This is a genomic window from Mesorhizobium denitrificans, from assembly GCF_003403035.1.
In the GTDB taxonomy this organism is placed as follows: domain Bacteria; phylum Pseudomonadota; class Alphaproteobacteria; order Rhizobiales; family Rhizobiaceae; genus Mesorhizobium_G; species Mesorhizobium_G denitrificans.
In genome coordinates this window covers 283,472-310,142 of the sequence record NZ_QURN01000006.1, presented here as the reverse complement: position 1 = coordinate 310,142, position 26,671 = coordinate 283,472, and the positions used below count along the sequence as shown (strand labels likewise).

Annotated in this window: 30 protein-coding genes; 17 read left to right on the top strand and 13 right to left on the bottom strand. The window is 58.2% G+C overall.

Translation table 11 applies throughout. From position 1 onward, the window contains the following. The first annotated feature begins 36 nt into the window (after positions 1–36). The 8 genes from DY251_RS10195 to DY251_RS10160 all read left to right on the top strand — a co-directional run bounded on the left by DY251_RS10195 (position 37) and on the right by DY251_RS10160 (position 6,495). Entirely contained in the window at positions 37–342 is a 306-nt protein-coding gene (locus DY251_RS10195; RefSeq protein WP_116623771.1) for a type II toxin-antitoxin system RelE/ParE family toxin, read from the top strand. Continuing rightward, a complete protein-coding gene (locus DY251_RS10190) occupies positions 335–625 on the top strand; it encodes an addiction module antidote protein (RefSeq protein WP_116623770.1) in 291 nt (96 codons plus the stop codon). The genes DY251_RS10195 and DY251_RS10190 overlap by 8 nt, the downstream gene beginning before the upstream one ends. Positions 626–639: 14 nt before the next feature. Then, positions 640–2,286: an AMP-binding protein gene (locus DY251_RS10185; RefSeq protein ID WP_116623842.1), complete on the top strand. Its 1,647-nt coding sequence runs from the start codon at positions 640–642 to the stop codon at positions 2,284–2,286. 223 nt (positions 2,287–2,509) lie between these two features. Further along, on the top strand, positions 2,510–3,256 hold the full coding sequence (locus DY251_RS10180) for an electron transfer flavoprotein subunit beta/FixA family protein (RefSeq protein WP_116623769.1): 747 nt from the start codon (positions 2,510–2,512) through the stop codon (positions 3,254–3,256). A 24-nt stretch (positions 3,257–3,280) separates the two neighbouring features. Next, on the top strand, positions 3,281–4,210 hold the full coding sequence (locus DY251_RS10175; RefSeq protein WP_116623768.1) for an electron transfer flavoprotein subunit alpha/FixB family protein: 930 nt from the start codon (positions 3,281–3,283) through the stop codon (positions 4,208–4,210). 108 nt (positions 4,211–4,318) lie between these two features. Continuing rightward, the gene (locus tag DY251_RS10170; RefSeq protein WP_116623767.1) at positions 4,319–5,197 is read left to right on the top strand and encodes a 3-hydroxybutyryl-CoA dehydrogenase; all 879 of its coding nucleotides are present in this window, start codon (positions 4,319–4,321) and stop codon (positions 5,195–5,197) included. Between the two features lie 8 nt (positions 5,198–5,205). After that, entirely contained in the window at positions 5,206–6,048 is an 843-nt protein-coding gene (locus DY251_RS10165; protein ID WP_116623766.1) for an AAA family ATPase, read from the top strand. A 3-nt stretch (positions 6,049–6,051) separates the two neighbouring features. Next, positions 6,052–6,495, top strand: coding sequence for a GNAT family N-acetyltransferase (locus DY251_RS10160; RefSeq protein WP_116623765.1), 444 nt, complete (start codon positions 6,052–6,054; stop codon positions 6,493–6,495). Here the strand turns inward: DY251_RS10160 and DY251_RS10155 are convergent. Continuing rightward, positions 6,473–6,901 carry an HNH endonuclease gene (locus DY251_RS10155; protein WP_116623764.1) on the bottom strand — a complete coding sequence of 143 codons (429 nt, stop codon included), beginning with the start codon at positions 6,899–6,901 and terminating at the stop codon, positions 6,473–6,475. The two genes, DY251_RS10160 and DY251_RS10155, sit on opposite strands and share 23 nt — an antisense overlap. Positions 6,902–6,964: 63 nt before the next feature. On the opposite strand from DY251_RS10155, the gene DY251_RS10150 reads away from it, so the two are divergent. Continuing rightward, on the top strand, positions 6,965–8,155 hold the full coding sequence (locus DY251_RS10150; RefSeq protein WP_116623763.1) for a vWA domain-containing protein: 1,191 nt from the start codon (positions 6,965–6,967) through the stop codon (positions 8,153–8,155). 64 nt (positions 8,156–8,219) lie between these two features. Here DY251_RS10150 and DY251_RS10145 read toward each other — a convergent pair whose 3' ends face one another. Next, entirely contained in the window at positions 8,220–8,852 is a 633-nt protein-coding gene (locus DY251_RS10145; protein WP_116623762.1) for an NrsF family protein, read from the bottom strand. Further along, positions 8,849–9,364, bottom strand: coding sequence for a sigma-70 family RNA polymerase sigma factor (locus tag DY251_RS10140; protein WP_116623761.1), 516 nt, complete (start codon positions 9,362–9,364; stop codon positions 8,849–8,851). The genes DY251_RS10145 and DY251_RS10140 overlap by 4 nt, the downstream gene beginning before the upstream one ends. A gap of 191 nt (positions 9,365–9,555) precedes the next feature. Here DY251_RS10140 and DY251_RS10135 point away from each other — a divergent pair, with 191 nt between their 5' ends. Genes DY251_RS10135 through DY251_RS10120 form a run of 4 tightly spaced genes read left to right on the top strand, consistent with a single transcriptional unit; the run spans position 9,556 to position 11,985 of the window. After that, complete coding sequence (locus DY251_RS10135) at positions 9,556–9,831, top strand: BufA1 family periplasmic bufferin-type metallophore (protein ID WP_116623760.1); 276 nt, start codon at positions 9,556–9,558, stop codon at positions 9,829–9,831. A gap of 57 nt (positions 9,832–9,888) precedes the next feature. Next, a complete protein-coding gene (bufB, locus tag DY251_RS10130; RefSeq protein WP_116623759.1) occupies positions 9,889–10,743 on the top strand; it encodes an MNIO family bufferin maturase in 855 nt (284 codons plus the stop codon). 1 nt (position 10,744) lies between these two features. Beyond that, on the top strand, positions 10,745–11,503 hold the full coding sequence (locus DY251_RS10125) for an HvfC/BufC N-terminal domain-containing protein (protein ID WP_116623758.1): 759 nt from the start codon (positions 10,745–10,747) through the stop codon (positions 11,501–11,503). Then, positions 11,500–11,985 carry a DoxX family protein gene (locus tag DY251_RS10120; protein WP_116623757.1) on the top strand — a complete coding sequence of 162 codons (486 nt, stop codon included), beginning with the start codon at positions 11,500–11,502 and terminating at the stop codon, positions 11,983–11,985. Before DY251_RS10125 ends, DY251_RS10120 begins: the two co-directional genes overlap by 4 nt. On the opposite strand, the gene DY251_RS10115 is transcribed toward DY251_RS10120, so the two are convergent. From DY251_RS10115 to tlpA, 5 genes are all read right to left on the bottom strand, one after another. Beyond that, positions 11,982–13,028, bottom strand: a complete 1,047-nt coding sequence (locus DY251_RS10115) for a sn-glycerol-3-phosphate import ATP-binding protein UgpC (RefSeq protein WP_116623756.1) — start codon at positions 13,026–13,028, stop codon at positions 11,982–11,984. The two genes, DY251_RS10120 and DY251_RS10115, sit on opposite strands and share 4 nt — an antisense overlap. Before the next feature lie 8 nt (positions 13,029–13,036). Then, positions 13,037–13,885, bottom strand: coding sequence for a sn-glycerol-3-phosphate ABC transporter permease UgpE (gene ugpE, locus DY251_RS10110; protein WP_116623841.1), 849 nt, complete (start codon positions 13,883–13,885; stop codon positions 13,037–13,039). 25 nt (positions 13,886–13,910) lie between these two features. Next, entirely contained in the window at positions 13,911–14,795 is an 885-nt protein-coding gene (ugpA, locus tag DY251_RS10105; RefSeq protein WP_116623755.1) for a sn-glycerol-3-phosphate ABC transporter permease UgpA, read from the bottom strand. Positions 14,796–15,096: 301 nt separating this feature from the next. Then, positions 15,097–16,392 (bottom strand): sn-glycerol-3-phosphate ABC transporter substrate-binding protein UgpB, encoded by a 1,296-nt coding sequence (ugpB, locus tag DY251_RS10100; RefSeq protein ID WP_116623754.1) that lies wholly within the window; start codon positions 16,390–16,392, stop codon positions 15,097–15,099. Between the two features lie 175 nt (positions 16,393–16,567). After that, the gene (tlpA, locus tag DY251_RS10095) at positions 16,568–17,263 is read right to left on the bottom strand and encodes a thiol:disulfide interchange protein TlpA (protein WP_116623753.1); all 696 of its coding nucleotides are present in this window, start codon (positions 17,261–17,263) and stop codon (positions 16,568–16,570) included. Between the two features lie 31 nt (positions 17,264–17,294). Here tlpA and argH point away from each other — a divergent pair, with 31 nt between their 5' ends. The 4 genes from argH (at position 17,295) to DY251_RS10075 (ending at position 22,891) form a co-directional block, all read left to right on the top strand. Beyond that, complete coding sequence (gene argH, locus DY251_RS10090) at positions 17,295–18,695, top strand: argininosuccinate lyase (RefSeq protein ID WP_116623752.1); 1,401 nt, start codon at positions 17,295–17,297, stop codon at positions 18,693–18,695. A gap of 60 nt (positions 18,696–18,755) precedes the next feature. Next, positions 18,756–18,962 (top strand): lipoprotein, encoded by a 207-nt coding sequence (locus DY251_RS10085; protein ID WP_116623751.1) that lies wholly within the window; start codon positions 18,756–18,758, stop codon positions 18,960–18,962. Positions 18,963–18,976: 14 nt separating this feature from the next. Continuing rightward, the gene (gene lysA / locus DY251_RS10080) at positions 18,977–20,245 is read left to right on the top strand and encodes a diaminopimelate decarboxylase (RefSeq protein WP_116623750.1); all 1,269 of its coding nucleotides are present in this window, start codon (positions 18,977–18,979) and stop codon (positions 20,243–20,245) included. A 96-nt stretch (positions 20,246–20,341) separates the two neighbouring features. Continuing rightward, positions 20,342–22,891, top strand: coding sequence for a TIGR02302 family protein (locus DY251_RS10075; RefSeq protein ID WP_116623840.1), 2,550 nt, complete (start codon positions 20,342–20,344; stop codon positions 22,889–22,891). A 1-nt stretch (position 22,892) separates the two neighbouring features. Here the strand turns inward: DY251_RS10075 and DY251_RS10070 are convergent, their stop codons facing one another. From DY251_RS10070 to DY251_RS10050, 5 genes are read right to left on the bottom strand one after another with little or no spacing between them, the layout of a single operon-like run. Continuing rightward, a complete protein-coding gene (locus tag DY251_RS10070) occupies positions 22,893–23,531 on the bottom strand; it encodes a glutathione S-transferase family protein (RefSeq protein WP_116623749.1) in 639 nt (212 codons plus the stop codon). 2 nt (positions 23,532–23,533) lie between these two features. Continuing rightward, positions 23,534–23,899, bottom strand: coding sequence for a response regulator (locus DY251_RS10065; protein WP_116623748.1), 366 nt, complete (start codon positions 23,897–23,899; stop codon positions 23,534–23,536). A gap of 46 nt (positions 23,900–23,945) precedes the next feature. Beyond that, a complete protein-coding gene (locus DY251_RS10060) occupies positions 23,946–24,848 on the bottom strand; it encodes a transporter associated domain-containing protein (protein ID WP_116623747.1) in 903 nt (300 codons plus the stop codon). Then, positions 24,845–25,960: a 3-dehydroquinate synthase gene (aroB, locus tag DY251_RS10055; protein ID WP_116623746.1), complete on the bottom strand. Its 1,116-nt coding sequence runs from the start codon at positions 25,958–25,960 to the stop codon at positions 24,845–24,847. The genes DY251_RS10060 and aroB overlap by 4 nt, the downstream gene beginning before the upstream one ends. After that, a complete protein-coding gene (locus tag DY251_RS10050) occupies positions 25,953–26,546 on the bottom strand; it encodes a shikimate kinase (protein WP_116623745.1) in 594 nt (197 codons plus the stop codon). The genes aroB and DY251_RS10050 overlap by 8 nt, the downstream gene beginning before the upstream one ends. Positions 26,547–26,671: the final 125 nt, after the last annotated feature.

Sequence of the window (26,671 nt, the reverse complement as noted above, 5' to 3'; positions counted from 1 at the left end):
TGCTTGAAAATCTGTATTTTATAAGTTACATTTCCCATGAAATCATTGCTGCAATCGACCAGCTTCCAGAAGTGGGTCAGCAAACTGAAGGATGAGCGCGCCAAGGCATTGATAGCTGCACGCCTGAATCGCCTTGCTGCAGGAAATGCCGGCGATGTCGAACCAGTTGGTGCCGGGATCAGCGAACTGCGAATTCACTATGGGCCGGGCTACCGTGTCTATTTTGTCGATGCAGGTGCAGTTTTGATTCTATTGCTTTGCGGAGGTGACAAGAGCACTCAGCAAAGCGACATTCGCCGGGCAAAGGAAATCGCATTGGAATGGAGGACTGAAAATGGCTGAAAGCTTTTCGACCTTTGATCCAGCCGATTTGCTGAAAAGCGATGAGGCAATACAGGTTTTTCTAGACGATGCCTTCGAGACTGGCGACGCGACCTATATAGCCAATGCGCTGGGCGTCATTGCGCGCGCAAAGGGCATGACAAAACTATCGCGCGAAACTGGATTGGCCCGGGAACATCTGTACAAATCATTGAGCGCAGCAGGTAATCCGACCCTGGGAACAATGCTCACAGTTCTTAACGCTCTTGGCTTTCAGTTAAAAAGTCAGCAAAAAACGTTATGAAAACCAGACTTTCCATGCTCGAAGAACGCGACAGCTACGATGCGCTTTATCGGGACTTCCGCTGGCAGATTCCGCAGAAATTCAACATCGGCGTCGCCGTTTCAGATCGCTGGGCGGACATCGACCCAGATCGAACCGCGGTTTATTCCTACGAGGGCGAAGGCAATTCAACCGCCCTCACCTTCGGCGCGCTGGCACAGCAATCCGATTCGCTCGCAAGCGCGTTAACAGGATTGGGAATTGCGCGAGGCGACCGCGTTGCGCTGCTGCTGCCCCAATCATTCGAGACGGCAATCAGCCATGTCGCGATCTACAAGATGGGCGCGATTGCAGTGCCGCTCGCGCTTCTGTTCGGGATGGAGGCGCTTGAATACAGGCTGCGCGCGTGTGGCGCGAAGGTAGTTATTACCAATGCCCGCGGCGCGGCCACACTGGAGCCAATTCGCGCAAAGCTGCCCGAACTCATGCATGTGATGGTGACCGAAGGAAATGGCGCCGGCCTCCCCTTTCATGAATTGCTGGCCAGCGGAAACGGATATAGGGCAGCAGAAACGACACCTGACGATCCGGCGCTGATGATTTTTACATCTGGAACCACCGGACCGCCGAAAGGCGCGTTGCACGGACATCGCGTGTTGCTCGGCCATATGCCGGGTTTCGAGATGGCGTATCAGTTTCCGCCGCAGCCGGACGATGTGATGTGGACACCCGCCGACTGGGCGTGGGCTGGCGGATTACTGAATTCGATGCTGCCCGCGCTTTTTCTCGGGATTCCTGTGGTTGCGGGGCGGTTCGAGCGCTTTTCACCGGAAACCGCGCTACGGCTGATGGAAGACATGCGCGTGACGCTGGCTTTCCTGCCGCCGACCGCACTGCGCATGATGAAAAATTCAGATAGCCGCGCGAAAGATAAATCGCTGCGCCTGCGCGCAATCATGTCTGCCGGGGAGCAGCTGGGCCGCGAAACCTTTGAATGGGCTGAGCGCGAGTTCGGCCTGACTGTGAACGAGTTTTACGGCCAGACGGAATGCAATCTGGTGATAGGCTCTTGCGCACAACTGGGCGCCGCCAAGGCTGGCGCGACGGGCCGCGCCGTTCCCGGCCATCGGGTGGAAATTATCGACGCGGCCGGCAAGGTTTTGCCACAGGGCGAAACAGGACAGATCGCGGTGCTGCGGCCAGACCCGGTGATGTTTCTGGGTTACTGGCAGGATGAAACTGCGACCGAAAAGAAATTCGTCGACGGCTGGATGCTGACCGGCGACCAAGGCCATGTGGATACTGATGGCTTTATTCATTTCTTCGGGCGCGACGACGATGTGATTACCTCTGCGGGCTATCGCATCGGACCCGGCGAGATCGAAGATTGCCTTATTGGCCATCCCGATGTGGCGCTGGCTGCGGCAGTGGGGAAGCCAGACCAGGTGCGCACCGAAATCGTGAAAGCCTATGTCGTGCCGAAGCAGGGCGTGCAGCCGACAGAGGAGCTTGCGCGACAAATCCAGCTTTGGGTGCGCGAACGATTGTCGGCTCATGAATATCCGCGCGAGATCGAATTTGTTGAACAGGTTCCACTGACCACGACAGGAAAAGTTATCCGCCGAATTTTTCGCGAGCAGGCCAAACAAGAGGCCGAGATGGGCTCTGCTGATAGGCATTGACGCTATAAGTGTGATTCAACCGATTTGCAGAGCCCCAACGATATTGACGCGCCGAAATGCGCAAACTACGGTCCCGCGCGCTTTCGAGCCATCCGCCCCTTGAATGTGGGCGTCCAGCGAATGACAGCGACATGATTGACGCCAAAAATGTCGGCGATCGGCAAGCGACAGGACCGGTGTGGTGATATTCGCCACCAAGTCCCGGATAAGAGGTGATTGACAGATGAAAGTTCTCGTCCCGGTTAAGCGGGTTGTTGATGCCAATGTTAAGGTCCGCGTCAAAGGCGACGGTTCCGGGGTCGAACTCGCCAATGTAAAAATGGCGATGAACCCATTTGATGAGATTGCAGTCGAAGAAGCGATCCGTCTGAAGGACGCAGGCAAGGTTGAGGAAATCATCGTGGTTTCCATTGGCCCGGCACAGGCGCAGGAAACGCTGCGCACCGCGCTTGCCATGGGTGCCGACCGTGCCATTCTCGTCAAAACGGACGAGACGGCAGAGCCGCTGGGCGTCGCCAAGGTGCTGAAAGGCGTTGTGGATGCCGAGAAGCCGGGTCTTGTGATCCTTGGCAAGCAGGCCATTGACGACGACGCCAACCAGACGGGCCAGATGCTGGCCGCGCTGCTCGGCTGGGCACAGGGCACATTTGCTTCCAAGGTTGAGATCAACGGCGACAAGGCCAAGGTCACGCGCGAAGTCGACGGTGGCTTGCAGACGATTGACCTGAAGATGCCGGCGATTGTGACGGTCGATCTTCGCTTGAACCAGCCGCGCTATGCTTCGCTGCCGAACATCATGAAGGCAAAGAAGAAGCCGCTGGACGAAAAATCGGCTGCTGATTTCGGTGCTGACCTCAAGCCGCGCCTCAAAGTGGTGAAGACCGAGGAGCCGGGTGGCCGCAAGGCAGGCGTCAAGGTCAAGGATGTGGCGGAACTGGTTTCCAGCCTGAAATCCGCTGGCGTGATTTAAGAGCGATAGAAAGGAATAGACATAATGGCAATTCTTCTCGTCGCTGAACATGACAATGCTTCGCTGTCGGATCAGACGGCAAAAGCGCTTTCTGCTGCACTGAAAATCGGTTCGGATGTGGATGTGCTGGTTGCCGGCAAGGGCGCCAAGGCCGCTGCCGATGCGGCGGCCAAGCTGAAGGGCGTGCGCAAGGTGCTGCTGGCCGAGGCCGATGAACTGGCCGAGCGTCTCGCAGAACCGACAGCCGATCTCGTCGTTTCGCTGGCTGGCGACTATGACACCATCGTCGCGCCGGCCACCACGACAGGCAAGAACGTGCTGCCGCGCGTTGCTGCGCTGCTGGACGTGATGCAGGTTTCGGAAATCATCGAAGTCGTTTCGCCGGACACGTTCAAGCGCCCGATCTATGCAGGCAACGCGATCCAGACGGTGCAGGCAACCGATGGCAAAAAGGTCGTAACGGTTCGCACGGCTTCCTTCCCGGCAGCGGGTGAAGGCGGGTCGGCCAAGGTGGAGACGGTAAAGGCTGCGGCCAACCCCGGTCTTTCGACCTTCATCGAAAACAAGCTTTCTGAAAGCGACCGCCCGGAACTCACGTCGGCAAAGATCATCATTTCCGGTGGTCGTGCGCTGGGTTCGGCGGAGAAGTTCCAGGAAGTCATCCTGCCGGTAGCGGATAAACTCGGTGCGGCGGTCGGCGCGAGCCGTGCAGCGGTCGATGCGGGCTATGCCCCGAACGACTGGCAGGTAGGCCAGACCGGCAAGGTTGTTGCGCCTGAGCTTTACATCGCAGCCGGTATTTCGGGCGCGATCCAGCACCTTGCGGGCATGAAGGACTCCAAGGTCATCGTGGCTATCAACAAGGACGAAGAAGCGCCGATCTTCCAGGTTGCGGATTACGGCATCGTGGGCGACCTCTTCGTCATCCTGCCGGAACTGCAAAAGGCGCTTTGACTTTCGGTCGGCGACACGCAAAATTGATGGGCCGGGGTGGACGAAAGCCACTCCGGCCCTTTAGTTTGCGCTGCAACATTAATCAGACAGATCCGGCGGGTATCGGAAATGACGAAAATCAAGACGGTCGGCATCATCGGTGCGGGCCAAATGGGCGGCGGCATCGCCCATGTGGCTGCGACCTCTGGCTATGACGTGCTGCTCTATGACGTTTCCGAAGATCGCATAGAAAAGGGGCTGGCGACGATTAACGGGAACCTTGCCCGGCAGGTCGCGTCCGGCAAGCTGGACGATAAAGTGCGCAAGGATGCGCTCGCGCATATTTCGCCCGCGCATTCCATGGCCGACTTGGCTGGCGCCGACCTCGTGATCGAGGCTGCGACCGAGAATGAAGAGGTGAAGCGCAAGATTTTCCAGGAGCTTTGCCCGCAGCTCAATCCGGAAGCCATTCTGGCGACCAATACGTCTTCGATTTCGATCACGCGGCTCGCGGCGCAGACCGACCGCGCCGAGCGCTTTATCGGCATCCACTTCATGAACCCGGTTCCGGTTATGAAGCTGGTGGAACTGGTGCGCGGCATAGCGACGGAAGACGCGACGTTTGAAGCCGCGAAGGAATTTGTCCATCGGCTCGACAAGACGGTGACACTCTCGGAAGACTTCCCGGCGTTCATCGTCAATCGCATTTTGCTGCCGATGATCAATGAGGCGATCTACACGCTGTATGAAGGAGTGGGTTCGGTCGAGGCCATCGATACGGCGATGAAGCTGGGTGCAAACCATCCGATGGGGCCGCTGCAACTGGCCGACTTCATCGGGTTGGATACCTGCCTTTCGATCATGCAGGTTCTGCATGATGGGCTGTCCGATTCGAAATATCGCCCCTGCCCGCTTCTGGTGAAATATGTTGAAGCCGGATGGCTGGGCCGCAAGGCCGGTCGCGGCTTCTACGACTATCGCGGCGAACATCCCGTTCCCACGCGCTGAGGACGGCCATGCGTTTTGAAGGCACCCGCGACTATGTTGCGGACAAGGATTTGATGGTGGCTGTCAATGCCGCTATCGCGCTGGAGCGGCCACTGCTGGTGAAAGGCGAGCCAGGCACTGGCAAGACCGAGCTTGCGCGACAGGTGGCTTCGGCGCTCGGGTTGGACCTGATCGAGTGGAACGTGAAATCCACCACCAAGGCGCAGCAGGGTCTTTACGAGTATGACGCTGTTTCGCGCCTGCGCGACAGCCAATTGGGCGATGAGCGCTTCAACGACATTCACAACTACATCAAGCGCGGCAAGCTGTGGGATGCGTTTGCCGCCGACAAGAAAGTCGTGCTGCTGATCGATGAAATCGACAAGGCCGACATCGAGTTTCCGAACGATCTGCTGCAGGAACTCGACCGCATGGATTTCTTCGTCTACGAAACAGGCGAGACGATCCGCGCAAGGCAGCGCCCGATCGTCATCATTACCTCGAACAATGAGAAGGAACTGCCGGATGCATTCCTGCGCCGCTGTTTCTTCCATTATATCCGCTTCCCCGATGTGGAGACGCTGCAGCGCATCGTGGAGGTGCACTATCCGGGGATAAAGCAGAGGCTGGTGCGTGAGGCGCTGACGCAGTTCTATGAAATCCGCGACGTACCGGGATTGAAGAAGCGTCCCTCGACCTCGGAAGCGCTGGACTGGATTCGGCTGCTGGTCGCAGAGGATGTGGACCCGGCGGACCTGCGCGGCGACGCTAAAAACGCCCTGCCCCGCCTGCATGGCGCATTGCTGAAGAACGAACAGGACGTGCATTTGTTTGAGCGGCTGGCTTTCATGGCACGCCGTCAGGGAGGCTGAGGTATGAGCGTTGAGATTCGACCGATAGAAAAAGGCGACCACGCCGAATGGAAGCGGCTTTGGACTGCCTATCTCGAATTTTACAAAACAAAAGTGCCGGAGCAGGTGTACGAAACGAGCTGGCAACGGCTGTTCACCGAGGGCGAGTTTGAGCCGCGCGGCTTTATCGCCTTTGTCGATGGCAAAGCTGTCGGGCTTGTGCACTACCTATACCATCGCTCGATGTGGTCGCCGGAAGGCAATTGCTATTTGCAGGATCTTTTCACCGATGCCTCCGCGCGTGGCAAAGGCGTCGGTGCGGCTTTAATCGAAGCGGTGAGACAGGCGGCGGCAGAGCGCGGCGTTACCAATGTTTACTGGATGACGCACGAGACAAACGACACGGCACGCGCGCTCTATGATCGGGTGTCGCGGCGAACCGGCTTTATTGAATATGATCTGCTTTGAACTGTCGCGCAGGCGCAATTCGTGCAGTTGAGATCGACAGGCTTAGCGCCGTTCTGATTGCGGAAATTCCGGCGACCGCCCACAGCGCTTCGATAGGCCAGCAATGTACGTTCTGGCCTTCGCGCTTCTCTTTCAAATATTCGCTGTCCAGAAACTCTGCTACGAATTTGGAGCCTTTGGCTTCATTGCATGCACGGCAGGCTGGAATTGTGAGCCGCCCGCCGCGATGTGCCTTGGAGATGACGTGGTCGCGCGTGGCCTGACGGCCCGGAATTGTTCCCTTGCCGCACCATCGCTGCATCTCGATGCCGCAATAGGCACACCAGTTACGGCGTTCATCCTGCCACCAATCGCCAAGCGCTTGATAGGCAACACGGTTTAGCGTTTCGAGACTGCTTAAATCCATGATGACCTAATAAACCAGCCGCGCTAAGATTCCGTAGAAGCGATAGAGACAAGTTTAGCGTTTATGTTCATACATTTTTTCCTTGAACTCAAAATGGCTCGCGTGCCCGTTTCGCTGCGCGAATATCTGACATTGCTGGAAGGCATGGAGGCCGACCTCGTCACCTATGATGTAGAGGGCTTCTACTATCTTGCGCGCGCGGCATTGGTGAAGGACGAACGGCATATCGACCGGTTCGACCGCGTTTTCGCGCATGTGTTTCGAGGCGTCGAGGGTATCGCTGGGGATGGTGGTGTGGACGTTGCCAACATACCGGAAGAGTGGCTGCGCAGGCTCGCGGAAAAACATCTGACCGAGGAAGAGAAGAAACTGGTAGAGGCGCTTGGTGGCTTCGACAAACTGATGGAAACCTTGAAGCAGCGTCTGCAAGAGCAGAAAGGGCGACATCAGGGCGGCAGCAAATGGATCGGCACGGGCGGGACTTCGCCGTTCGGCGCTTATGGCTACAACCCGGAAGGCATTCGAATTGGTCAGGAGACAAGCCGCCACCGCCGCGCGGTGAAGGTCTGGGACAAGCGCGAATTCAAGAATTTCGACGATTCGGTCGAGCTTGGCACGCGCAACATCAAGGTCGCGTTGAAACGCCTGCGGCGCTGGGTGCGCGATGGCGCGGTTGAGGAGTTGGACCTGCCCGGCACAATCCACGCAACTGCTGAGCATGGCTATCTCGACGTGCAGACGCGACCTGAACGGCGCAATGCGGTGAAGTTGCTGATGTTCTTCGATGTGGGCGGCTCAATGGACGATTACATTCGGGTCGTGGAAGAATTGTTCTCCGCGGCACGGGCAGAATTTCGGCAGTTGGAGTTCTTCTATTTTCACAACTGCCTGTATGAAGGCGTGTGGAAGGACAACAGGCGGCGACACGGCGAAAAGATTTCAACCTTAGACGTGCTGCATAAATATGGGCACGACTACAAGGTGGTGTTTGTCGGCGACGCCGCGATGAGCCCGTATGAGATCGTGACGCCCGGTGGCTCGGTCGAGCATTGGAATGAGGAGGCAGGTGCGGTGTGGCTTCAACGCGCGCTCCTGCAATGGCCGAATGCGGTGTGGATCAATCCGACCCGGCAGGAACATTGGGGCTACACGCACTCCACCAAGCTGGTCAGCGATATTTTCGGCGGCCGCATGTTTCCGCTGACACTGTCAGGGCTGGAAAGCGCCACGCGTGAGTTGTCGCGAAAGCATTGATGTTACCGGCATTACCCCTCATCCGCCTGCCGACACCACCTGGCAGGAGCATGAGGGGTATGTTTTACCAACGCAAAACAAACTTGCCGACAAGAGCGCCGATAGCGGCGAGGCCGAGCACGCCCAGCGTGTACCAGGTGGCGACAAACAGCGGCGAGTCATCCGTGCAATGGGCGGCATAGAATGTTGCGGCGATGCCCCCCGCCAGAAGGCCCGCGACAGCTCCAGAAAGCACAGGCCGAGTAGGCGCGGCGTAGCGCAGGGCTGCCAGAAAAATAGCAAGCGGCGCCAAGCCGATCAGCGGAATTAGAACCATGCAGAACATTGCGGTTTTGCCGATCCACGCGGATTTGAGCGCGTCAGCCGGCAGCGTGAAAAGCTCCATACCCACACCAAGCGCGATTATAACGGGTACGACCAGAAGCGTGGATGCAGTCCAGCGCTGACCAGGCCGCGCCAGCAAAAAGAGCAAGGGTGCGGCACTGACCACGAGCGCGATGGTTACCACGAATTTGAAGGGAAAACGCATTGTAGTCAGCGCAGCGGCGATGTCTGCGCGCGGGCTGAGCATAGCAAAAAAGACCAGCGCGGCAGCAAGTACAGCAGCGGCAAACGCGGCTTTCCAAACGTTCGCAAGCTGCATGTCACGAACAGCGCTGTCGGCTTGCAAAGCGGAGATGAGGTCGTCGGTCTTCATGCGCCCCCCCGTCCAAACTTCGAGGCGAGCGCCTTTAAACCACGGTGCAGTGCCACACGCACAGCAGTTTCGTTCATGCCAAGCTTTTCAGCCGTTTCGCTGATGCTGTTGCCATCGACCGAAATGGACGAAACCACAGATCGCTGTCCGGCAGGCAGGGCGTCGAGCACACGCCCCAGATCGCGCTCGTTCAGCGCCTCCTGCGGCTCTGGCGCGGCAATCACTTCGCGGAAATCATCAATGTCCACATCGATGCGCCGACCACGACGACGCCATGCATCGATCAACTTGTAGCGAGCAATGGCAAACAGCCAAGGCAGCACGGGCGATTCCTGCCGCCATGTGTGCCTCTTGAGATGAATTGCCAGCAGCGTTTCCTGCACCACGTCCTCTGTATCCATTCCGCCCTTGCGCCGCACAAAGCCACGAACAAGCGCGGCGGCACGGTGCAAAAACTCAGCGTAAGCCTTTTCGTCTCCGGCAAGCGAAGCCCGCAACAAACCCGCCAACATGGCTTCGGTATCAGGCTCCACGCTTACCCGCTTTCCTTCTATTCGCAACCATCAGTCATTTGTTACGCACCCGGCCACGATTAGCCAAGTCGCAAGAAAAAATTTCGGCAGACTGTAACAACCTCGCGCGGGGCAGCGAAGTCTTGACGGTGAGGCGACTGTAGCCTCGCCAAACGAGAGAGGAGTTTCCTATGAACCGCAATACGCTCGCACTGGCTCTGGCTGGTTCGCTCGCAACTGCACTTGCCGCGTCCGCCGCTCCGCTGCCTGCCGAAAAGATGGTGGGTATGGAGAAGTGTTACGGAATTGCCTTGAAAGGGCAGAACGACTGCGCCGCAGGTGCAGGCACAAGCTGCGCCGGAACTTCTGAAATGGACTACAACACTAAGGCCTGGAAAGCCGTACCGGCTGGCACCTGCACGACGATGAATGTCGACGGGCACAAGGGCACCCTCGAACCGATGTGACCATATGCGATGGGGAGCCGCACGCGGCTCCCCTTTCACATTAGAGGAGTGCGGCTGATGAGCGATTTCACACTGCCCATTCGTGCGGGCGTGGGGTTAAAGCCCGAGCATTACGGCGACATAATCGAGACGAAGCCAGACATCGGCTTCTTTGAAGTGCATGCAGAGAACTATATGGGCGCAGGCGGACCACCGCACCGCTATCTCGAAAGGATTTCGGAACTCTATCCGATTTCCCTGCACGGCGTTGGGCTCTCAATCGGCGCAGAAGGCCCGCTCGACACAGCGCATCTTGCGCGACTGAAGCACCTCAACGAGCGTTACCGGCCAGCCAGCTTTTCCGAGCATCTTGCCTGGTCTACGCATGAGTCAGCATTTTTGAGCGACCTCCTGCCCCTGCCCTATACGCTGGCGACGTTGCATCGCGTCGCAGAACATGTGGACGAGGTTCAGCAAGCGCTTGGTCGCAAGATGCTGCTCGAAAATCCCTCGACCTATGTGCTGTTTGAAGAAAGCACGATTGATGAGATCGACTTTCTGGAAGCTGTTGCCGCGCGAACGGGTTGCGGCCTGCTTCTGGACGTAAACAATGTGATGGTTTCAGCAGTCAATCATCACCTCGATCCGTATGCCTATATTGACCGGTTTCCGCTGCATCGGGTTGGCGAAATTCACCTTGCTGGATATGACGAGGCATTCGACGGCGCGGGCGAACGGCTGTTGATCGACGCGCATGGAAGCGCAGTTCTGGATGATGTTCTGAAACTCTATCGACACACAATTGCTCGCGGCGGGCCGCGACCGACATTGGTCGAATGGGACAACAATATTCCGGACTGGCAGACACTTTTCGCGGAAGCGCTCAAGGCTGACGGCGTGCTCGCGCGCGCGTCTGCTCGCAAGGTTGCGTGAGATGGTTGCAACCAGCCAGGCGCAATTTGCAGCCGCGTTGTTCGGGCCGGAGACAATGCCGCTCGGCCTGACCACGGCGCGCGGAGAAGCGGATCAAAGCCGCTTTGCCGTGTATCGAAACAACGTATCCGTGGCTCTGATAAAGGCGCTTGAAGGCCGCTTTCCCGTGACGCGGCGCATTGTTGGGGACGTATTTTTCCGGGCGATGGCGCACGCCTTCATTGCGGAAAACAAGCCGAAATCACCGCTCATTTTCGAGTATGGCGACGCGCTGCCAAGCTTCATCGAGAATTTCGAACCAGCAGCCGGGCTGTCATATCTTGCCGATGTCGCACGGCTGGAAGCCGGATGGACCGACGCATATCACGCCGCCGAAGGGCCGGTGCTTGCCGCAAGTGATCTGGGTGCGATGAGGCAGCCCATGCAATGCCGGTTTATTGCGCATCCCTCGGCCATGCTCGTCAAATGCAGCCATCCTGCCGGTACGATCTGGGCGGCAAATCAACTGGCGGAAGTTTCGCCCATTGCGGCGAGCGGAGCCGAAACGATTCTTATCGTGAGGCCATTTGCCGACGTTCACGTTCATATTCTCCCGGTGCAAGACGCGCTGTTTGCGGAGCGACTTTTCACAGGTTTCAACCTTGGCGATGCGGGGCAAGAGGCGCTGTCTCGGAACGATCATTTCGATTTCGGGACAGCGCTTGTTGGTCTTGTCGCGCTGGGCGCGTTCGCTGCCATTGAGGAAAAGGGAACGACATGAGCGACATATCTCAAACAGGCACATGGTATTTCGGCGGAAGCGCGATAAAGCGCCTGGAGGCCGCGCTTGCCGCAATACCCTCCTGCCTGCCGCTGCTGGCGCTTCGCGTTGCGCTGGCCGTGCCATTCTTCAAGTCGGGCTTGACGAAATGGGAAGGCTTTCTGACGCTCTCTGCGGGCGCGCAATATCTGTTCTCCGAAGAGTTCAAGCTGCACATTCTTGGCAACGAATATCCCTATCCGTTCCCATCGCTGATGGCGCATCTGTCGGGCATCGCGGAAATCACGCTGCCCATATTGCTGGTGCTCGGTCTGGGCACACGGTTTGCAGCGTTGGGCCTTTTGGCAATGACAGCAATCATTCAACTCACGGTGCCGGAAGGCTGGGCAAACTTCCATCTGCCGTGGGCAGCGATGGCATTGACCCTCGTTGTGTTCGGAGGCGGAAAGCTTGCGCTTGAACGTGTACTTGGCTGGTCTTAACCGACGCGCTTGCCATCCTTGTCAAACCAATGGAGCTTTTCGAGCGGGGCTGAGACGGTGAGTTTTGCGCCGATTTCATGCAGGGCGCGACCACTTACGCGCACCACGATGCGCTGGCCAGCGGCGGCGCAATAGAGAAAACTTTCCGCGCCGACCGGCTCGACGCCCTCGACTTTTGCGGGGAGCGTGAGACCTTGCTTTGGAGCGCTTTCGGTGACGTCTGCATCTTCGGGCCGGAAGCCGAGTATCGTCGCACCGGCGGGCGCGGTGATCGATAGCGCCGAGCCATCCGTGAATTTGCCATTAGTGATCGGCAGGAGATTCATGGGCGGCGCGCCGATGAAACTGGCGACAAAGGTGGAGGCGGGCTGCTCGTAAATGTCGAGCGGATTGCCCATCTGCTCCACTTTTCCAGCGTTCATCACAACCAGAATATCCGCGAGCGTCATGGCTTCGAGCTGGTCATGCGTGACGTAAACGGAGGTCACGCCGAGCGCGCGCTGGAGGTTCTTGATTTCGACACGCATTTGCCCGCGCAGCTTGGCGTCAAGGTTGGAGAGCGGTTCGTCAAAGAGGAACACTTTCGGCTGGCGCACAATGGCGCGGCCCATCGCAACGCGCTGCCGTTGCCCGCCGGAAAGCTCGCGCGGACGGCGGTCGAGAAGATGCGAGAGTTCGAGGATCTTCGCGGTTTCGCGAACGCGGCGATCGATCTCGTCTTTCGGCGTGCCGCGATTGCGCAAGCCATATGCCATGTTGTCGTAGACCTTCATGTGCGGATAGAGCGCGTAGTTCTGGAACACCATGGCGATGTCTCGCTCGGTCGGGCCAATGGTGTTGACGACCTTGCCGTCAAATGCACAGGTGCCGTCACTGATGGTTTCCAGCCCAGCGATCATGCGCAGCAGCGTGGACTTGCCGCAGCCGGACGGACCAACCAATACGCACAAAGCCTTGTCTGGTATGGCGATCGAGACGCCCTTAACCGCCTCTACCCCACCGGGATAGACCTTGCGCACATCTTTCAAATCGACAGTGGCCATTCAAAAACTCACTTTTCAGTATCGACCAGACCGCGCACGAACCAGCGCTGCATGAGCACCACCACGAGGATGGGCGGCACGATGGCGAGCATGGCCGTGACCATGACCAGATGCCATTCGGTGTCGGCATCGGCGAAGGAGACCATCTTCTTCAACGCTATGACGATGGTGTTCATCTGGTTGTCGTTGGTGACGAGCAGCGGCCAAAGATATTGCGTCCAGCCATAGATGAAGAGGATGACGAAAAGCGCCGCGATGTTGGTGCGCGACAGCGGCAGCAGAATATCCTTGAAAAAGCGAAACGGCCCCGCGCCATCGACGCGCGCGGCCTCGACCAGTTCGCCCGGAATGGTAAGGAAAAACTGCCGGAACAGAAGCGTTGCGGTGGCCGACGCGATGAGCGGCACGATCAGGCCGGCATAGGTGTCGATCAGGCCGAGATCGACCATCACCTTATAGGTCGGCAGAATGCGAACCTCGACCGGCAGCATGAGCGTAATGAAGATGATCCAGAAAAACGTCATGCGCAGCGGAAAGCGAAAGAACACAATCGCATAGGCCGACAGGATCGAAATGATGATCTTGCCGATGGCGATGCCCAAGGCCACGACGGTCGTGTTGAACAACAGCGTCCAGACCGGCACGCCGCCAATGCGCCCTACCCCGCCGAACAGCGCCTCTGAATAGTTTTCGATGAAGCGATCGCCGGGCAGCAATGGCAGCGGCGGGCGCAGGATGGTCTGCAGCGAATGGGTTGAGGCAACGAAGGTGTAATAAATCGGGAAGGCGACGACGATGACGCCGAGAATCAAGATCGCATGGGCGATATAGATGCCGGTCGGCGACTGGCCGATCATCAGCTTGTCGTGGCCTTTGCTCGGCTCAGCCATAATGCACCTTCCTTTCCACATAGCGGAACTGGACGGCGGTGAGTGCGATGACGATGACCATCAGGATCACCGATTGGGCGGCTGAATCGCCGAGGATCAGATTGACGAAGCCGTCATTGTAGACCTTGTAGACCAGCGTTTCGGTGGCCTTGCCGGGACCGCCGCCGGTGACGGCATGAATGATGCCGAAGGTGTCGAAGAAGGCGTAAACGGTATTCACCACCAGCAGGAAGAATGTGGTGGGGGCGAGCAGCGGAAATACGATTGTCCAGAAGCGCTTGAACTCGCGCGCGCCGTCAATGGCGGCAGCTTCGATCAACGTTTTGGGGATGGCTTGCAACCCCGCGACGAAGAACAGGAAATTGTAGCTGATTTGCTTCCACGCCGCGGCCATGACGACCAGCACCATTGCCTGATCGCCCTTCAGGAGAGGGTCCCAAGGGATGCCCATCCAGCGAAGTGCATAGGCCAGCGAGCCGATCGACGGGTTGAACAGGAATAGCCACAACATGCCCGCAATGGCAGGTGCAACCGCATATGGCCAGATGAGCAGTGTGCGATAGAGATTGCGGCTGCGCACCACCTTGTCGGCCATGACGGCGAGGATCAGCGCGACGACCATCGAGAGCAAAGCAGTCGCGATGGAGAATATAGCCGTGACGTGAATGGAATTGATGTAGTTCGGGTCCGCCAGAACCTTCTTGAAATTATCGAACCATACGAATTTCGATTTCAGCCCGAACGGGTCTTCCCGCAGCATGGATTGGTAAAGTGCCTGACTCGCAGGCCAATAAAAAAACACCAACGTGATTGCCAGCTGCGGAGCAACCAACAGATACGGCAATATTTTGTTCGGGAATACAACGCGTGGGGTCAACAGGTGCTCCGCTGGTTGCTCAATTGCTACCCCTCATCCGCCTGCCGGCACCTTCTCCCTCAAGGGGAGAAGGGAGCAGCGCCAACGCCCCACAAACCTTGCAACGTTGGCCATTAAAGCCAGCGCTTGCGACGCCCCTTCTCCCCTTGGGGGGTGAGGAATGGTCCGCATAGCGGATGAAAAGCCCCAAAATGGGCTTTTCAAATGACGAACGCCCGGAACCATAGCGGAGGGCGGGATGGTGCAGGCAGGCGGATGAGGGGTCAATAAACCCCAAATCCTGCCCGCCAGAACGCGCCGCTTACTGGCTCGCTTCCTTGATGGCCGCGTCGCCGCGCGCAACGATATTGTCCATTGCCTGCTGAGCCGTTTCCTGACCGGCCAACATCTTCTCGTATTCCTCGTTCATGATGTCACGAACCTGCGGAAGATTCGGCAGGCGCACGCCCTTGGAATTTTCGGTCGGAGCCTTGCCCATCATCTGCTTGATCGGAATTTCGCGGGCCGGGTTCTTTTCATAGAATCCGTCTGCCTTGGTCTTTTCGTAGGCTGCGATGGTCACAGGCAGATAGCCGGAAACCTGATGCAGGCGTGCCTGAATGTCGGTCTGCGAGAGGAAGTTGAAGAAGGCTGCGACAGCCTTGTATTCCTCATCGCTCTTGCCTCCGAAAACCCAAAGCGACGCGCCACCGGGGATCGTGTTCTGCGGCTCGGTGTCGTAAGGCAACATGCCCGTGCCGTAGTTCATGCCGGATTTGATGACATCGCCAAGGCCACCGGAGGACTCGGTAAAGATACCGCATTCACCAGCAAGGAAGATTTGCTTCGCCTCGGAGGTGCGCCCGCCATATTTGAAGGTTCCATCCTTGGCGAGATCGGCAAGCGCCTGAAAATGCTTCACGAATGGCTCGGCGTTGACCTTCAATTCGACGTTCGGGCCGGCGATCCCGTTTTCCTGCGTGCCCCACTGATAATTGTTCCAGGCGGCGAAGTTCTCGGTGTGAATCCATGTCAGCCAAGTGGAGGTGAAGCCGCACGGCGCGGCACCTGAAGATTTGATCTTCTTGGCTGCGTCCCAAACCTCGTTCCAGGTCTTTGGCGGATTGTCGACGTCCAGGCCCGCCTTCTGGAAAATATCCTTGTTGTAATAGAGGATCGGCGAGGAAGAGTTGTAAGGGAATGACAGCATCGTGCCGTCCGGCTTGGAATAATAAGCGACGATGCCGGGCAGATATTGGCTCTTGTCGAACGGTTTGTCGCCCATCGACAGAATATCGGCGACCGGCTTGATGGCGCCTTCCGCGGCCATCATCGTGCCCGTTCCGGCATCGAACACCTGAATAATGGTGGGAGCCTGCTTGGCACGGAATGCGGCAATGCCAGCATTCAGCGTTTCAGGATAAGTGCCTTTGAAAACCGGCGTGACCTTATATTCGCTCTGGCTCTCGTTAAATTCCTTGGAAAGTTGATCGACGACTTCGTTGTTTGCGCCGGTCATGGCGTGCCACCAACTTATTTCGGTGACGGCATAGGCGGATGAAGCGGAGAATAGGGTGACTACGCCAGCAAAGCCGGCAGCAACGCCTTTAAAATTCATTGTTCACTCCCTTGTCGTTGGAATGGAGGGAACTCCGGACCAACTTGTGGCCCTCGCTCCCAACGGCCAAGGCGAGTATTCCCGCATTGTGACGGTCGCACAATCCTTTTGTTGTGGTTTTGTGAAACCACACGGAAAAGTAGAAATTATCCAGAGAAATCTTACGTAACGGAAATTAGCCGCCTAATGCTTTATCGACCAGCCTATGTGCATCCGCACCGGACCATTCGGCAGGGCCATTCATGCTGGCGACGAGGCAGCCTTCCTTGTCGATCAAGAGCGTGACGGGCAGACCTAGCGCGAGCCCCTGCTTCTTCAGGCTCTCAAAAAGGGAAAGCGTATTTTCGCGATAATACGCCAACGAATGCACATTCGTTTCCTCAAGAAACTTTCGCGGCTTGGTATCGTCGCCTGTATCGACATTGACGGCAATGACTTCAAATGCATCGCTGCCCTTTTCCCGCTGCAATGTATCGAGTGCGGGCATCTCGGCACGACATGGCGCGCACCACGTAGCCCATAGATTGAGCAGTACGGTTTTGCCCGAACGATCCGCGAGGGTCATGGGTTTGCCGCTTGGATCATTGAAGGCAAGCGATGCGAGCGAACGCGGAGGATCGGCAGGCAACATGGCGGCAACGCCGCCAGTTGCGGACGCGGCGACAGCCTTCGCCGTCTCGGCCTTGGCGGCACAGGCGGTGTCTTGCGGTGTGGCGGCGGCATCAATTGCTTGCGGTGCATCGGCTGGCATGTTGCGTTCCAGCCCGCCAGTGACATATACCGCAGCCGCGCCGACAGCCAGACCGGCGAGCGCCGCGAGCACGATCAGCCTCAGCGGTGGGAACAATCTGGTCTGCTTGTCTTCGGGCATGCGGTCAATTCTCCGGTAGCGGGTTATAGCAATGAGCGACAAGAAGACCAGCAACCAGATGTGGGGCGGACGTTTCGCCTCAGGTCCGGCTGCAATCATGGAAGCCATTAACGCCTCCATCGGATTCGACCGGAAGCTATACCGTCAGGACATTCGCGGCTCCATCGCGCATTCCCGAATGCTGGCTGAAAAAGGCATCATCACGGCGGACGACCAGAAGAAGATTGAAGACGGCCTGAACGCCATTTTGAAGGACATCGAGGCCGGAAAAATCGAGTTTTCCGCAAAGCTTGAAGACATTCACATGAATGTCGAGGCGCGGCTGGCTGAGTTGATCGGACCCGCTGCGGGACGGCTGCATACCGCACGTTCGCGCAACGATCAGGTCGCGGTGGATTTCCGGCTTTGGGTCAAAGACGAGACTTTGCGCGTAGCGGAAGCTCTCAAAGAATTGATTGCAGCGTTTCTGGAGCGCGCCGAAGAACACGCGGCAACCGTGATGCCCGGCTTCACCCATTTGCAGACCGCGCAGCCCGTTACTTTCGGCCATCACTGCATGGCTTATGTGGAAATGTTCGCGCGGGATTTGTCGCGGGCGAAGGATGCGGCGGAGCGCATGAACGAAAGCCCGCTGGGCGCAGCGGCGCTGGCCGGAACCGGCTTTCCGATTGACCGGCATATGACGGCCAAGGCGCTCGGCTTTCGCGAGCCGACACGCAATTCGCTGGACAGTGTGTCGGATCGTGATTTCGCACTGGAGTTTCTGTCACTCGCGGCGATCTGCGCGACCCATCTTTCGCGCCTGGCGGAAGAAATCGTCATCTGGTCCACGCCGCAATTCGGCTTCGTACGGCTGTCGGATAGCTATTCGACGGGCTCCTCGATCATGCCACAGAAGAAAAACCCCGATGCCGCAGAGTTGGTGCGCGCCAAGACGGGACGCGTCAATGGCCATCTGGTCGGGTTGCTGACTGTTATGAAGGGGCTGCCGCTGGCCTATTCCAAAGACATGCAGGAAGACAAGGAAGCAGTTTTCGACGCCGCCGAAACGCTCGACCTCATGCTGGCGGCCATGACCGGCATGGTGCGCGACATGACCATCAACACCGCTGCCATGAAGAAGGCCGCAGGCTCGGGATACGCGACTGCAACAGACCTTGCCGACTGGCTGGTGCGCACGCTTGGCCTGCCGTTTCGCGAGGCACATCATGTAACGGGTCGCGCCGTGGCGCTGGCGGAGCAGAAGAAATTGCCGCTGGACAGGCTGACAATTGAGGACTTCCACTCAATTCATGATGGCATAACGGACGGCGTGTTTTCTGTGCTGACCGTGCAGAACTCGGTGAAAAGCCGGACGTCGTTCGGAGGCACCGCGCCTTCCGAAGTGCGCAAGCAGATAAGGTACTGGCGCAAGCGAATGACCAAAAGCTAACTGGTGCAAATCGGCCAAAACTCGGCTAGAAGCATCTGCGCATTGCATTGGGAAAGATCTATGAGCGGCAGCAGATTGTTTGCATCACTTGTGCTGATCGGCGCGATTGCGGCCATTTCCGGCTGCGGGCGCAAGGCTGCGCTCGACACGCCCTATCAAGCGTCCATCGACGCCCGAAAAGACGCTGAGCGCAACAAACAGCCGCTTCCACCGGAAAAACCGGCACCAGTGGAAGACAGGCCCTTCATTCTCGACAAGCTGCTTTAGCAGGAACAATTCAAGTGAACCATTTCGAGTATCGGGACGGCGTTCTATACGCTGAAGATGTACCCGTTCCGCAGATCGCGGCCGCAGTCGGCACGCCCTTTTATTGCTATTCCACAGCGACTCTGGCGCGCCACTACCGCGTGTTCAGCGAGGCGTTCAAGGGGCTGGATTCGCTGGTTTGCTACGCCATGAAGGCCAACTCCAACCAGGCTGTGTTGCGCACGCTTGCAAAGCTCGGCGCCGGCGCTGATGTCGTTTCGGAAGGCGAGTTGCGCCGTGCGCTGGCCGCTGGCATTCCGCCCTCGAAGATCATGTTTTCCGGCGTCGGCAAGACGGCGCGCGAGATGGATTTCGGGCTGGAAGCAGGGATTCATTGCTTCAATGTCGAGTCCGAGCCGGAACTGGAATTGCTGTCGAAGCGCGCGGTAAAGGCCGGGCGTACGGCAAATATTTCGGTTCGCATCAATCCCGATGTCGACGCCAAGACGCACAAGAAGATCGCAACCGGCAAGGCTGAAAACAAGTTCGGCATTCCGTGGAAGCGAGCGCGCGAGGTTTATACGCGCGCAGCAAAGCTGCCGGGCATCAAGGTCATCGGCATCGACATGCATATCGGCAGCCAGATCACCGATTTGCAGCCGTTTGATTCCGCATTTGCGCTGCTGGCGGAACTTGTTGGGACGCTGAAGGCGGACGGCCACGCGATTGAGCATATCGATCTCGGCGGCGGTCTTGGCGTGCCGTACCACTTCGACAACAGCCCGCCTCCCCTCCCCGACGAATATGCCCAGATCGTGAAGAAGCACACCACCGAACTGGGCGTGAAGGTGATCTTTGAGCCGGGCCGTCTGATTGCGGGCAATGCCGGCATTCTGGTCGCCGAGGTCATCTATGTGAAGGAAGGCGAAGCGAAGAACTTCGTGATCGTCGATGCGGCGATGAACGATCTCATCCGCCCGACGCTTTATGAGGCGTTTCATGAGATTCGCCCCGTCGTGCAAACGGCGGCCAGCGGGCCGCGCATTCTGGCGGACATAGTAGGGCCGGTTTGCGAGACGGGCGATTTTCTGGCGCAGGATCGGGACCTGCCCGAACTGAAATCAGGCGACCTGATCGCCGTGGGAACGGCGGGCGCTTATGGCGCGGTGCAGGCTGGCACGTACAATACGCGCCTGCTCGTGCCGGAAGTTCTGGTGGATGGCGACCGCTTCCATGTGGTGAGGCCGAGACCGAGCTATGACGAGTTGATCGGGCAGGATTCCGTGCCTGATTGGCTGGCATAGCGCGTTCACGATTTCGCTATTCCGCCTCGCCACTGCCCTTATTGATGTTATGTTGCTTTCTGAGCCGGTCCGAATGCGGGCCGCGCAGGACGCTTGATGACGATAGAGCCAACGAAAACCACGCAAGACACAAAAGCGCTGCGCTCGCTGCGCGGATCGCGTCTTGCCGTGCGAGCGTCAATCATCATCGAACGGCTCTGGCCGCTTGTTCTGCCTCTCCTGCTGGTTCTTGCGCTATTTCTTGCGGCTTCGTGGTTTGGACTGTTTCGCGGGGTGCAGGAACAGATCCGGCTCGGTCTGCTATCGATTTTCGCGCTGAGCGGCCTTGGCGCGCTGACGCTGCTGCGGCGTTTCCGGTTTCCGACCACAACGGAGGTTGACCGCCGCGTTGAAGCAGCAAACCAGCTCAAGCATACGCCGGTGCAGGTGCAATTCGAGCAGCCGGGTGGCAAAGCCGACAGTTTCGGTGATGCGCTGTGGCGCGAACACCAGAAGCGCATGGCGGACAAGTTGCGCAACCTTGGCGGCGACATGCCCCGGCCGCGCGTGCCGGAGCGCGACCCGTGGGCGCTGCGTTCCATCGCGGCCCTGCTTGTCGCGACCGCTTTTGCCTACTCTTATGGTTCGACGGGCGGACGCCTGAGCGATGCGTTTCAGCCGGGTGCTGGCGTTGTGACGATACCGCCACGGGTCGATGCGTGGATTACGCCGCCGGGTTATACCGGCAAGGCGCCGATATTCCTGACCTCGGAGGCGCACCGTGACACCAAGAGCTTTACTGTTCCGGCAGGCAGCGAACTGGTGCTACGCGTTACCGGCGGCAGTGGCAACGAGGCGTTCGGCTATGTGACGCCTGCAGGCGAGCGCATTATCGACCCCAAGGGAGAGCAGCCAGGCGCAGCAAAAGACCCTGCGGTGGCAAAGTCTGCCAACCGTCAGTTCGTCATGAAGGTGCGCGAAAATGGCTCCGCGCATTTGCGCAACGGTGAAGCGGAACTCACACAGTGGGATTTCACGGTCATACCGGACAATCCGCCGACGATCCATTTTTCCGGCGAACCAACACAAGCGCTCAATGGCACGCTCGAGTTGCACTATGAAATTACCGACGATTACGGCGCGACAGCCGCGCAGGCTAATTTCGCACTGGCCGACGCTGCCGAACTTCAAGCCAAGCCGCTTTACGAAAAGCCCGAGCTAAAGCTTGTTCTGCCGCGCAAAGGCGCGAAGCCAGCAACCGCCAAGACGTCACGCGATTTGACCGAACATGTGTGGGCAGGCTCGAAGGTGCGGCTCACCTTGCAGGCAACGGATGCTGCCGGGCAGACCGCACTGAGCGAGACGAAAGAGTTCATCCTTCCAGAGCGCCCATTCACAAACCCTTTGGCGAAAGCGGTGATCGAGCAGCGCAAGATTTTCTCGTTGGATGCCAATCGCAAGAAAGACGCGCTGGATTTGATCGACGCCATCACGCTGCGGCCTGAAGATACGTTCGATGTGCCCGCGCAGTTTCTTGGCCTGTCGGTGGGTCGTTCGATGCTGGACCATGCCGAAAATGATGACCAGATGCGCGAGGCTTCCAGCTATTTCTGGGATCTGGCGCTGGGCATCGAGAACGTCGATCTGAGCGATGCAGAAAAGCGGCTCAAGCAGGCGCGCGAGGCGCTCAAGCAGGCGCTGGAGCGCGGCGCGAGCGATCAGGAAATCGAAAAGTTGATGAAGGAACTCCGGCAGGCAATGAGCGAGTATCTTCGCGAATTTGCCGAACGCGCACAGCAAAATCCCAATATGCAGGCGCAGCCGTCTGACAGGATGCTGCGCGAGCAGGATTTGCAGAAAATGCTGGACGAAATCGAGAAGCAGGCGAAATCGGGCAATCGCGACGCGGCTGAGGATTTGCTCGCGCAACTCGACGACATGATGAACAATTTGCAGGCCGCAAAACCGCAGCAGGGTCAAAACGGCCAGCAGAGCGAAATGCGCCAGCAGATGAATAAGCTCGGCGAAATCATGCGGCGTCAGCAGGAAATGATGAACGAGACGCATCGGCTTGATCAGCGGCAGCAACAGCAATCCGAACAGGGCGATCCCGGTCAACAGGGCGAGCAAGGGCAGCAAGGGCAGAACGGCGAGCGGCCAATGACGCCGGAAGAATTTGCCGACGCCATGAAGCAATTGCAGGAAGGCCAAGGCAAACTGCAAAGCGAACTGGAAAAGCTGACAGAGGGCCTGAAAGGCATGGGCATCAAGCCCGGCGAGGGCTTCGGAGAGGCCGGAAAGCAAATGGGCGAAGCGCAGGGCGCGCTTGGACAAAGCGAAGGCGAACGCGCGACCGGCCACCAAGGTCAAGCGCTGGAAGCGCTGCGGCGCGGCGCGCAGGACATGATGCAGCAAATGCAACAGGCCATGCAGGGCGACCAAGGTGACGGGCAGGAAGGCGGACGCCAGCAAAGCTCCGACCGTGACCCACTTGGCAGGCCGCGCGCGACGCGCGGACCTGACGATGGCGACACCACCCGCGTGCCTGACGAAATCGACGCACAGCGCGCACGGCAGATTCTGGAAGCGATTCGTAAGCGTCTTGGCAACGCGCTCAGCCCCGAACTGGAGCGGAGCTATCTGGAACGCTTGCTGGAAATGAAATGATTCACTTCAGCTTGGGCAGGCCAGGATCGGTCGCAATATAGGACTGCCGTTCGCGCAACCTACCCCACCAAGCCTGAAGCTTCGGATATCTGCTCAAAAGCTGAGTTCCTTCCGGCGCAGCCGTGAAGCAGCCAATCATTGCGCCGAGATGGAAGTCCGCAAGCGACGGTTCGTCTGCGCAGAGCCAAACGTTTCCGGCCAAATTTTCCAATGCAGCCAAGACTTTCTGGGAAGCAACAAGACCTTTGGCTATTTCCGCCTCATCTGACTTCAGCCCCTCGGCGGGCCGAAAGACACGCTGCGCATAAACCTGACGCACCAACGGCCAATAGGCATATGAATCGGCAACCGCGATGAGCTGTGTCATTCGGGCGCGACACCGCGCGTCTTGCGACTGCAATGATGGACCGTCGAACGCCTCACCCAGATAGCGGGTGATTGCGGTGGTCTCGTAAACGACGAAACCACCATGCGTCAGGGTCGGCACTCTGCCGAATGGATTCATTTCCAGATAGGCTGCCGGCAATGGTCCAAACGGATCGACCTCGACATGCGTCCAACTCAGGCCCTTCTCCATCATCACCATGCGAACAATCCGCACATAGACGCTGAAATGATAGCCGTGGAGCACAAGCTCCATATTTATGCAGCAAGAAGCTTTGAAACGCGGGTGCGGAAATCAGCCAGCGCGAAGGGCTTGAGCAGCACGTCCTGAATGATGCCATGCAACTCATCCGCACGCTCGCGCTGATCGGCATATCCGGTTACCAGCATGATCTTCAGGCCGGGATAGGCGCGCGCCGCTTCTTTCGCCATTGCGATGCCGTCCATCTCCGGCATTCGAATGTCGGAGACGATAAGATCATAGTCAGCAGCGCAGGCATGAATGCGCTCCAACCCCTGAACACCATCCGCCGCCTCGTCGATGGCGTGGCCAATGTTTTTGAGCGCGCGCGAGGTCATCGCCCGTACTGAATCGTCGTCTTCAACAATAAGAATCTTTGCCATGAGCGATCTTATCGCGCGCAAAAATTGACGTTCCCTGAATGGCTGATCACGCCTGCACGGTAACGTTACCGATATTGCGGATCCGAATGCGGGTAATCCGGTTCTTTTCGCGCCGCATGACCACAAAGCGTTTACCATGAAAGGTAAAAGCCTGTTTTTCCTCCGGTATGGACTGCGCTTCGTGGATAACCAGACCAGCCACCGTGGTGGCCTCGTCATCCGGCAGATTCCAGCCAAGCGCGCGATTCAGATCGCGGATCGGCACGCCGCCATCCACCACGATTGACCCATCCGCCTCCTGCTTTACACCCTTCACATCGAGGTCGTGTTCGTCGGCAATGTCGCCGACGATTTCTTCCATGATGTCTTCCAGCGTGACAAGTCCTTCGACCTCGCCATATTCGTCCACGACAATGGCAAAGTGTGACTTGCGGCGCAAAAATTCATTGAGTTGTTCTTCCAGCGATGTTGTGTCCGGCACAAACCACGGCTTCATGGCGACGGCCATGATGTCGAGCTTGGAGAAATCATTTCCGGCATCATTGAGCGCACGCAGCACATCCTTCGCGTGCAGCACGCCGACGATATTGTCGAGCGAGCCTTCCCAAAGCGGTATGCGCGTGTGCGGGCTGTTGAGCATGGCGCGCACGATCTGCTCCGGCGGATCGGCGGCGTTGATAGAGCGCATGTTGAGGCGATGCACCATCACGTCTGAGACTTCGAGTTCGGAAAGCTCTGCAAGCACATTGCGCGGCGCGGCAGGCTTTGCGTCCTCTTCATCGTGCGCTTCGGCAGCGACGCCTGTGTCAGGCGAATCCGTTTCAGACGGTTTGCGCTTTCTGCGACGGATCAAGCGATAACCTAGTGCCTCCAGAACCGGACGCCCGAGCGACGCCACAGCAAAAGCGACGACAAAGAGCGTCAGTCCAACGGCTGCAAGCGGCGTCATTCCGCGAGATTATCCTTCAAAAAGGCCAGAACTTCCGACTGCGGCACATCCTTCGCGATGAAAGACTGGCCGATTCCGCGGGTGAGGATAAAGGTGAGCGCGCCGCGCGTCACCTTCTTGTCCTGCGTTATGTATTCGAACAGCTTTTCCGCAGGGGGCAGCGAGCCGGGAATATCGGAAATGCGATAAGGCAAACCGACCGCCTGCAAATGCGCTTCGACGCGCGCGGCATCGTCTGGGCTGGCGAGATTCAGTCGCGACGAGAAGCGGTGCGCGAGCGCCATGCCGATCGCCACGCCTTCGCCATGCACAAGACGCGAAGAGTCGTAGGCTGTAGCGGCCTCAAGCGCGTGACCAAAGGTGTGACCAAGATTGAGCAGAGCGCGATCGCCCGTTTCAAACTCATCGCGCGCGACGACATCGGCCTTGGCTCGGCAAGATTGGGCGATAGCCTCTGTGCGCGCCGCGCCGCCAGCAAAAACCTCGCGCCAATTCTTTTCCAGCCAGGTGAAAAAGTCGGGCCGGTCTATGAGGCCGTATTTGGCAACCTCAGCATAGCCCGCACGAAACTCGCGCAGCGAGAGCGTGTCGAGGACGTCAGTATCGGCAAGCACGAGCTTGGGCTGATTGAACAGGCCAACCAGATTTTTGCCCTGCGGACTGTTGATGCCCGTCTTGCCGCCAACAGAGGAATCCACTTGCGCGAGCAGCGAGGTCGGCATTTGCACGAAGGGCATTCCGCGACGGGCAATACCTGCGGCAAAGCCTGCAAGGTCGCCTATAACGCCACCGCCGAATGCGATGACCAGATCATTGCGCTCCAGCTTTGCGGCGATCAAACCTTCCACGACGCGCTCAAGCATCGCGTAGCTCTTGGTCTTTTCGCCCGCCGGAAGAATGATTGGCGTGGCCGCAATCGAAGCCTCCGCAAGCCCCTGCGTCAGAGTTTCGAGATGGCGCGAGGCGACGTTTTCGTCTGTTACGATGGCTGTTCGAGCACCGGGTTTGAGCGCCGCGATTTCTGAACCCGCCTTCGCAACCAGCCCCTTACCGATGCGGATCTGATAGGCGCGAGCGCCAAGGCCGACTTCGATTGTCACCGCATCAGACATTCGCAGTCGCCTCGTTCGGTTCGTGAGCAAGATATTCGGCAATCGCGTCGACCGCCTCGGCAGCAATTATTTCCTTGCCCGCATCGCGAGTGGTGACCGTCACATCCGCAGTCGCGTAGACCGGATAGCGCGCGGACATCAGCCGCTCCATCACGCCGCGCGGATCAGGATCTTTCAGAAGGGGCCTGTTCTGCTTTTTGGAAACCCGGTCCATCAGAAGATCGATGTCAGCCTTTAGCCAGACGGACACAGCTCCAAGACGAATTGCCTCCCGCGTCTGCTCATTCATGAACGCGCCGCCGCCGGTAGAAAGCACTTGTGGCCCCGTTTCCAGCAAACGCTGGATAACGCGCTGTTCGAGCGCGCGGAATTCCGGCTCGCCATAGCGCTCGAACAATTCCGGCACGGTCATACGCGAAACCGTTTCGATCTCATGGTCGCTATCTGCAAAATGCAACCCAAGCGTTTGAGCGACCTTGCGACCGATCGCGGTCTTGCCTGCGCCCATCAGCCCCACAAATACGATGGAGCGCCCCTTGAGAGCGGCAAGAATTTGCTCTGTTGCTTCCCTGTTATCTGTGGTCATACCGGGCTCAGCCTTATCCGTGGCTGCTTTCGACACGAAACGAAAGGATCGTCAAGGTATCGCAGTCGTCTTGAAATGACCTTTCCATCGACCGATAAGGGCGGCACACAGGAAAACAGGCCGAT

What these genes read in the sequence shown, in the direction of transcription:
- ugpE (WP_116623841.1), bottom strand. Translation starts at nt 13,885, where the DNA reads ATGATCGGCCAGTCGCCGACCGGCATCTATATCGCCCATGCGATCTTG.
- DY251_RS10120 (WP_116623757.1), top strand. Translation starts at nt 11,500, where the DNA reads ATGAGCGACATATCTCAAACAGGCACATGGTATTTCGGCGGAAGCGCG.
- DY251_RS10170 (WP_116623767.1), top strand. Translation starts at nt 4,319, where the DNA reads ATGACGAAAATCAAGACGGTCGGCATCATCGGTGCGGGCCAAATGGGC.
- tlpA (WP_116623753.1), bottom strand. Translation starts at nt 17,263, where the DNA reads ATGCCCGAAGACAAGCAGACCAGATTGTTCCCACCGCTGAGGCTGATC.
- DY251_RS10060 (WP_116623747.1), bottom strand. Translation starts at nt 24,848, where the DNA reads ATGACGCCGCTTGCAGCCGTTGGACTGACGCTCTTTGTCGTCGCTTTT.
- argH (WP_116623752.1), top strand. Translation starts at nt 17,295, where the DNA reads ATGAGCGACAAGAAGACCAGCAACCAGATGTGGGGCGGACGTTTCGCC.
- DY251_RS10125 (WP_116623758.1), top strand. Translation starts at nt 10,745, where the DNA reads ATGGTTGCAACCAGCCAGGCGCAATTTGCAGCCGCGTTGTTCGGGCCG.
- DY251_RS10165 (WP_116623766.1), top strand. Translation starts at nt 5,206, where the DNA reads ATGCGTTTTGAAGGCACCCGCGACTATGTTGCGGACAAGGATTTGATG.
- DY251_RS10075 (WP_116623840.1), top strand. Translation starts at nt 20,342, where the DNA reads ATGACGATAGAGCCAACGAAAACCACGCAAGACACAAAAGCGCTGCGC.
- DY251_RS10085 (WP_116623751.1), top strand. Translation starts at nt 18,756, where the DNA reads ATGAGCGGCAGCAGATTGTTTGCATCACTTGTGCTGATCGGCGCGATT.
- DY251_RS10190 (WP_116623770.1), top strand. Translation starts at nt 335, where the DNA reads ATGGCTGAAAGCTTTTCGACCTTTGATCCAGCCGATTTGCTGAAAAGC.
- DY251_RS10140 (WP_116623761.1), bottom strand. Translation starts at nt 9,364, where the DNA reads ATGTTGGCGGGTTTGTTGCGGGCTTCGCTTGCCGGAGACGAAAAGGCT.
- DY251_RS10070 (WP_116623749.1), bottom strand. Translation starts at nt 23,531, where the DNA reads ATGGAGCTTGTGCTCCACGGCTATCATTTCAGCGTCTATGTGCGGATT.
- DY251_RS10145 (WP_116623762.1), bottom strand. Translation starts at nt 8,852, where the DNA reads ATGAAGACCGACGACCTCATCTCCGCTTTGCAAGCCGACAGCGCTGTT.
- DY251_RS10185 (WP_116623842.1), top strand. Translation starts at nt 640, where the DNA reads ATGCTCGAAGAACGCGACAGCTACGATGCGCTTTATCGGGACTTCCGC.
- bufB (WP_116623759.1), top strand. Translation starts at nt 9,889, where the DNA reads ATGAGCGATTTCACACTGCCCATTCGTGCGGGCGTGGGGTTAAAGCCC.
- DY251_RS10135 (WP_116623760.1), top strand. Translation starts at nt 9,556, where the DNA reads ATGAACCGCAATACGCTCGCACTGGCTCTGGCTGGTTCGCTCGCAACT.
- DY251_RS10150 (WP_116623763.1), top strand. Translation starts at nt 6,965, where the DNA reads ATGTTCATACATTTTTTCCTTGAACTCAAAATGGCTCGCGTGCCCGTT.
- DY251_RS10065 (WP_116623748.1), bottom strand. Translation starts at nt 23,899, where the DNA reads ATGGCAAAGATTCTTATTGTTGAAGACGACGATTCAGTACGGGCGATG.
- DY251_RS10155 (WP_116623764.1), bottom strand. Translation starts at nt 6,901, where the DNA reads ATGGATTTAAGCAGTCTCGAAACGCTAAACCGTGTTGCCTATCAAGCG.
- DY251_RS10195 (WP_116623771.1), top strand. Translation starts at nt 37, where the DNA reads ATGAAATCATTGCTGCAATCGACCAGCTTCCAGAAGTGGGTCAGCAAA.
- DY251_RS10180 (WP_116623769.1), top strand. Translation starts at nt 2,510, where the DNA reads ATGAAAGTTCTCGTCCCGGTTAAGCGGGTTGTTGATGCCAATGTTAAG.
- aroB (WP_116623746.1), bottom strand. Translation starts at nt 25,960, where the DNA reads ATGTCTGATGCGGTGACAATCGAAGTCGGCCTTGGCGCTCGCGCCTAT.
- DY251_RS10160 (WP_116623765.1), top strand. Translation starts at nt 6,052, where the DNA reads ATGAGCGTTGAGATTCGACCGATAGAAAAAGGCGACCACGCCGAATGG.
- DY251_RS10050 (WP_116623745.1), bottom strand. Translation starts at nt 26,546, where the DNA reads ATGACCACAGATAACAGGGAAGCAACAGAGCAAATTCTTGCCGCTCTC.
- DY251_RS10175 (WP_116623768.1), top strand. Translation starts at nt 3,281, where the DNA reads ATGGCAATTCTTCTCGTCGCTGAACATGACAATGCTTCGCTGTCGGAT.
- ugpB (WP_116623754.1), bottom strand. Translation starts at nt 16,392, where the DNA reads ATGAATTTTAAAGGCGTTGCTGCCGGCTTTGCTGGCGTAGTCACCCTA.
- DY251_RS10115 (WP_116623756.1), bottom strand. Translation starts at nt 13,028, where the DNA reads ATGGCCACTGTCGATTTGAAAGATGTGCGCAAGGTCTATCCCGGTGGG.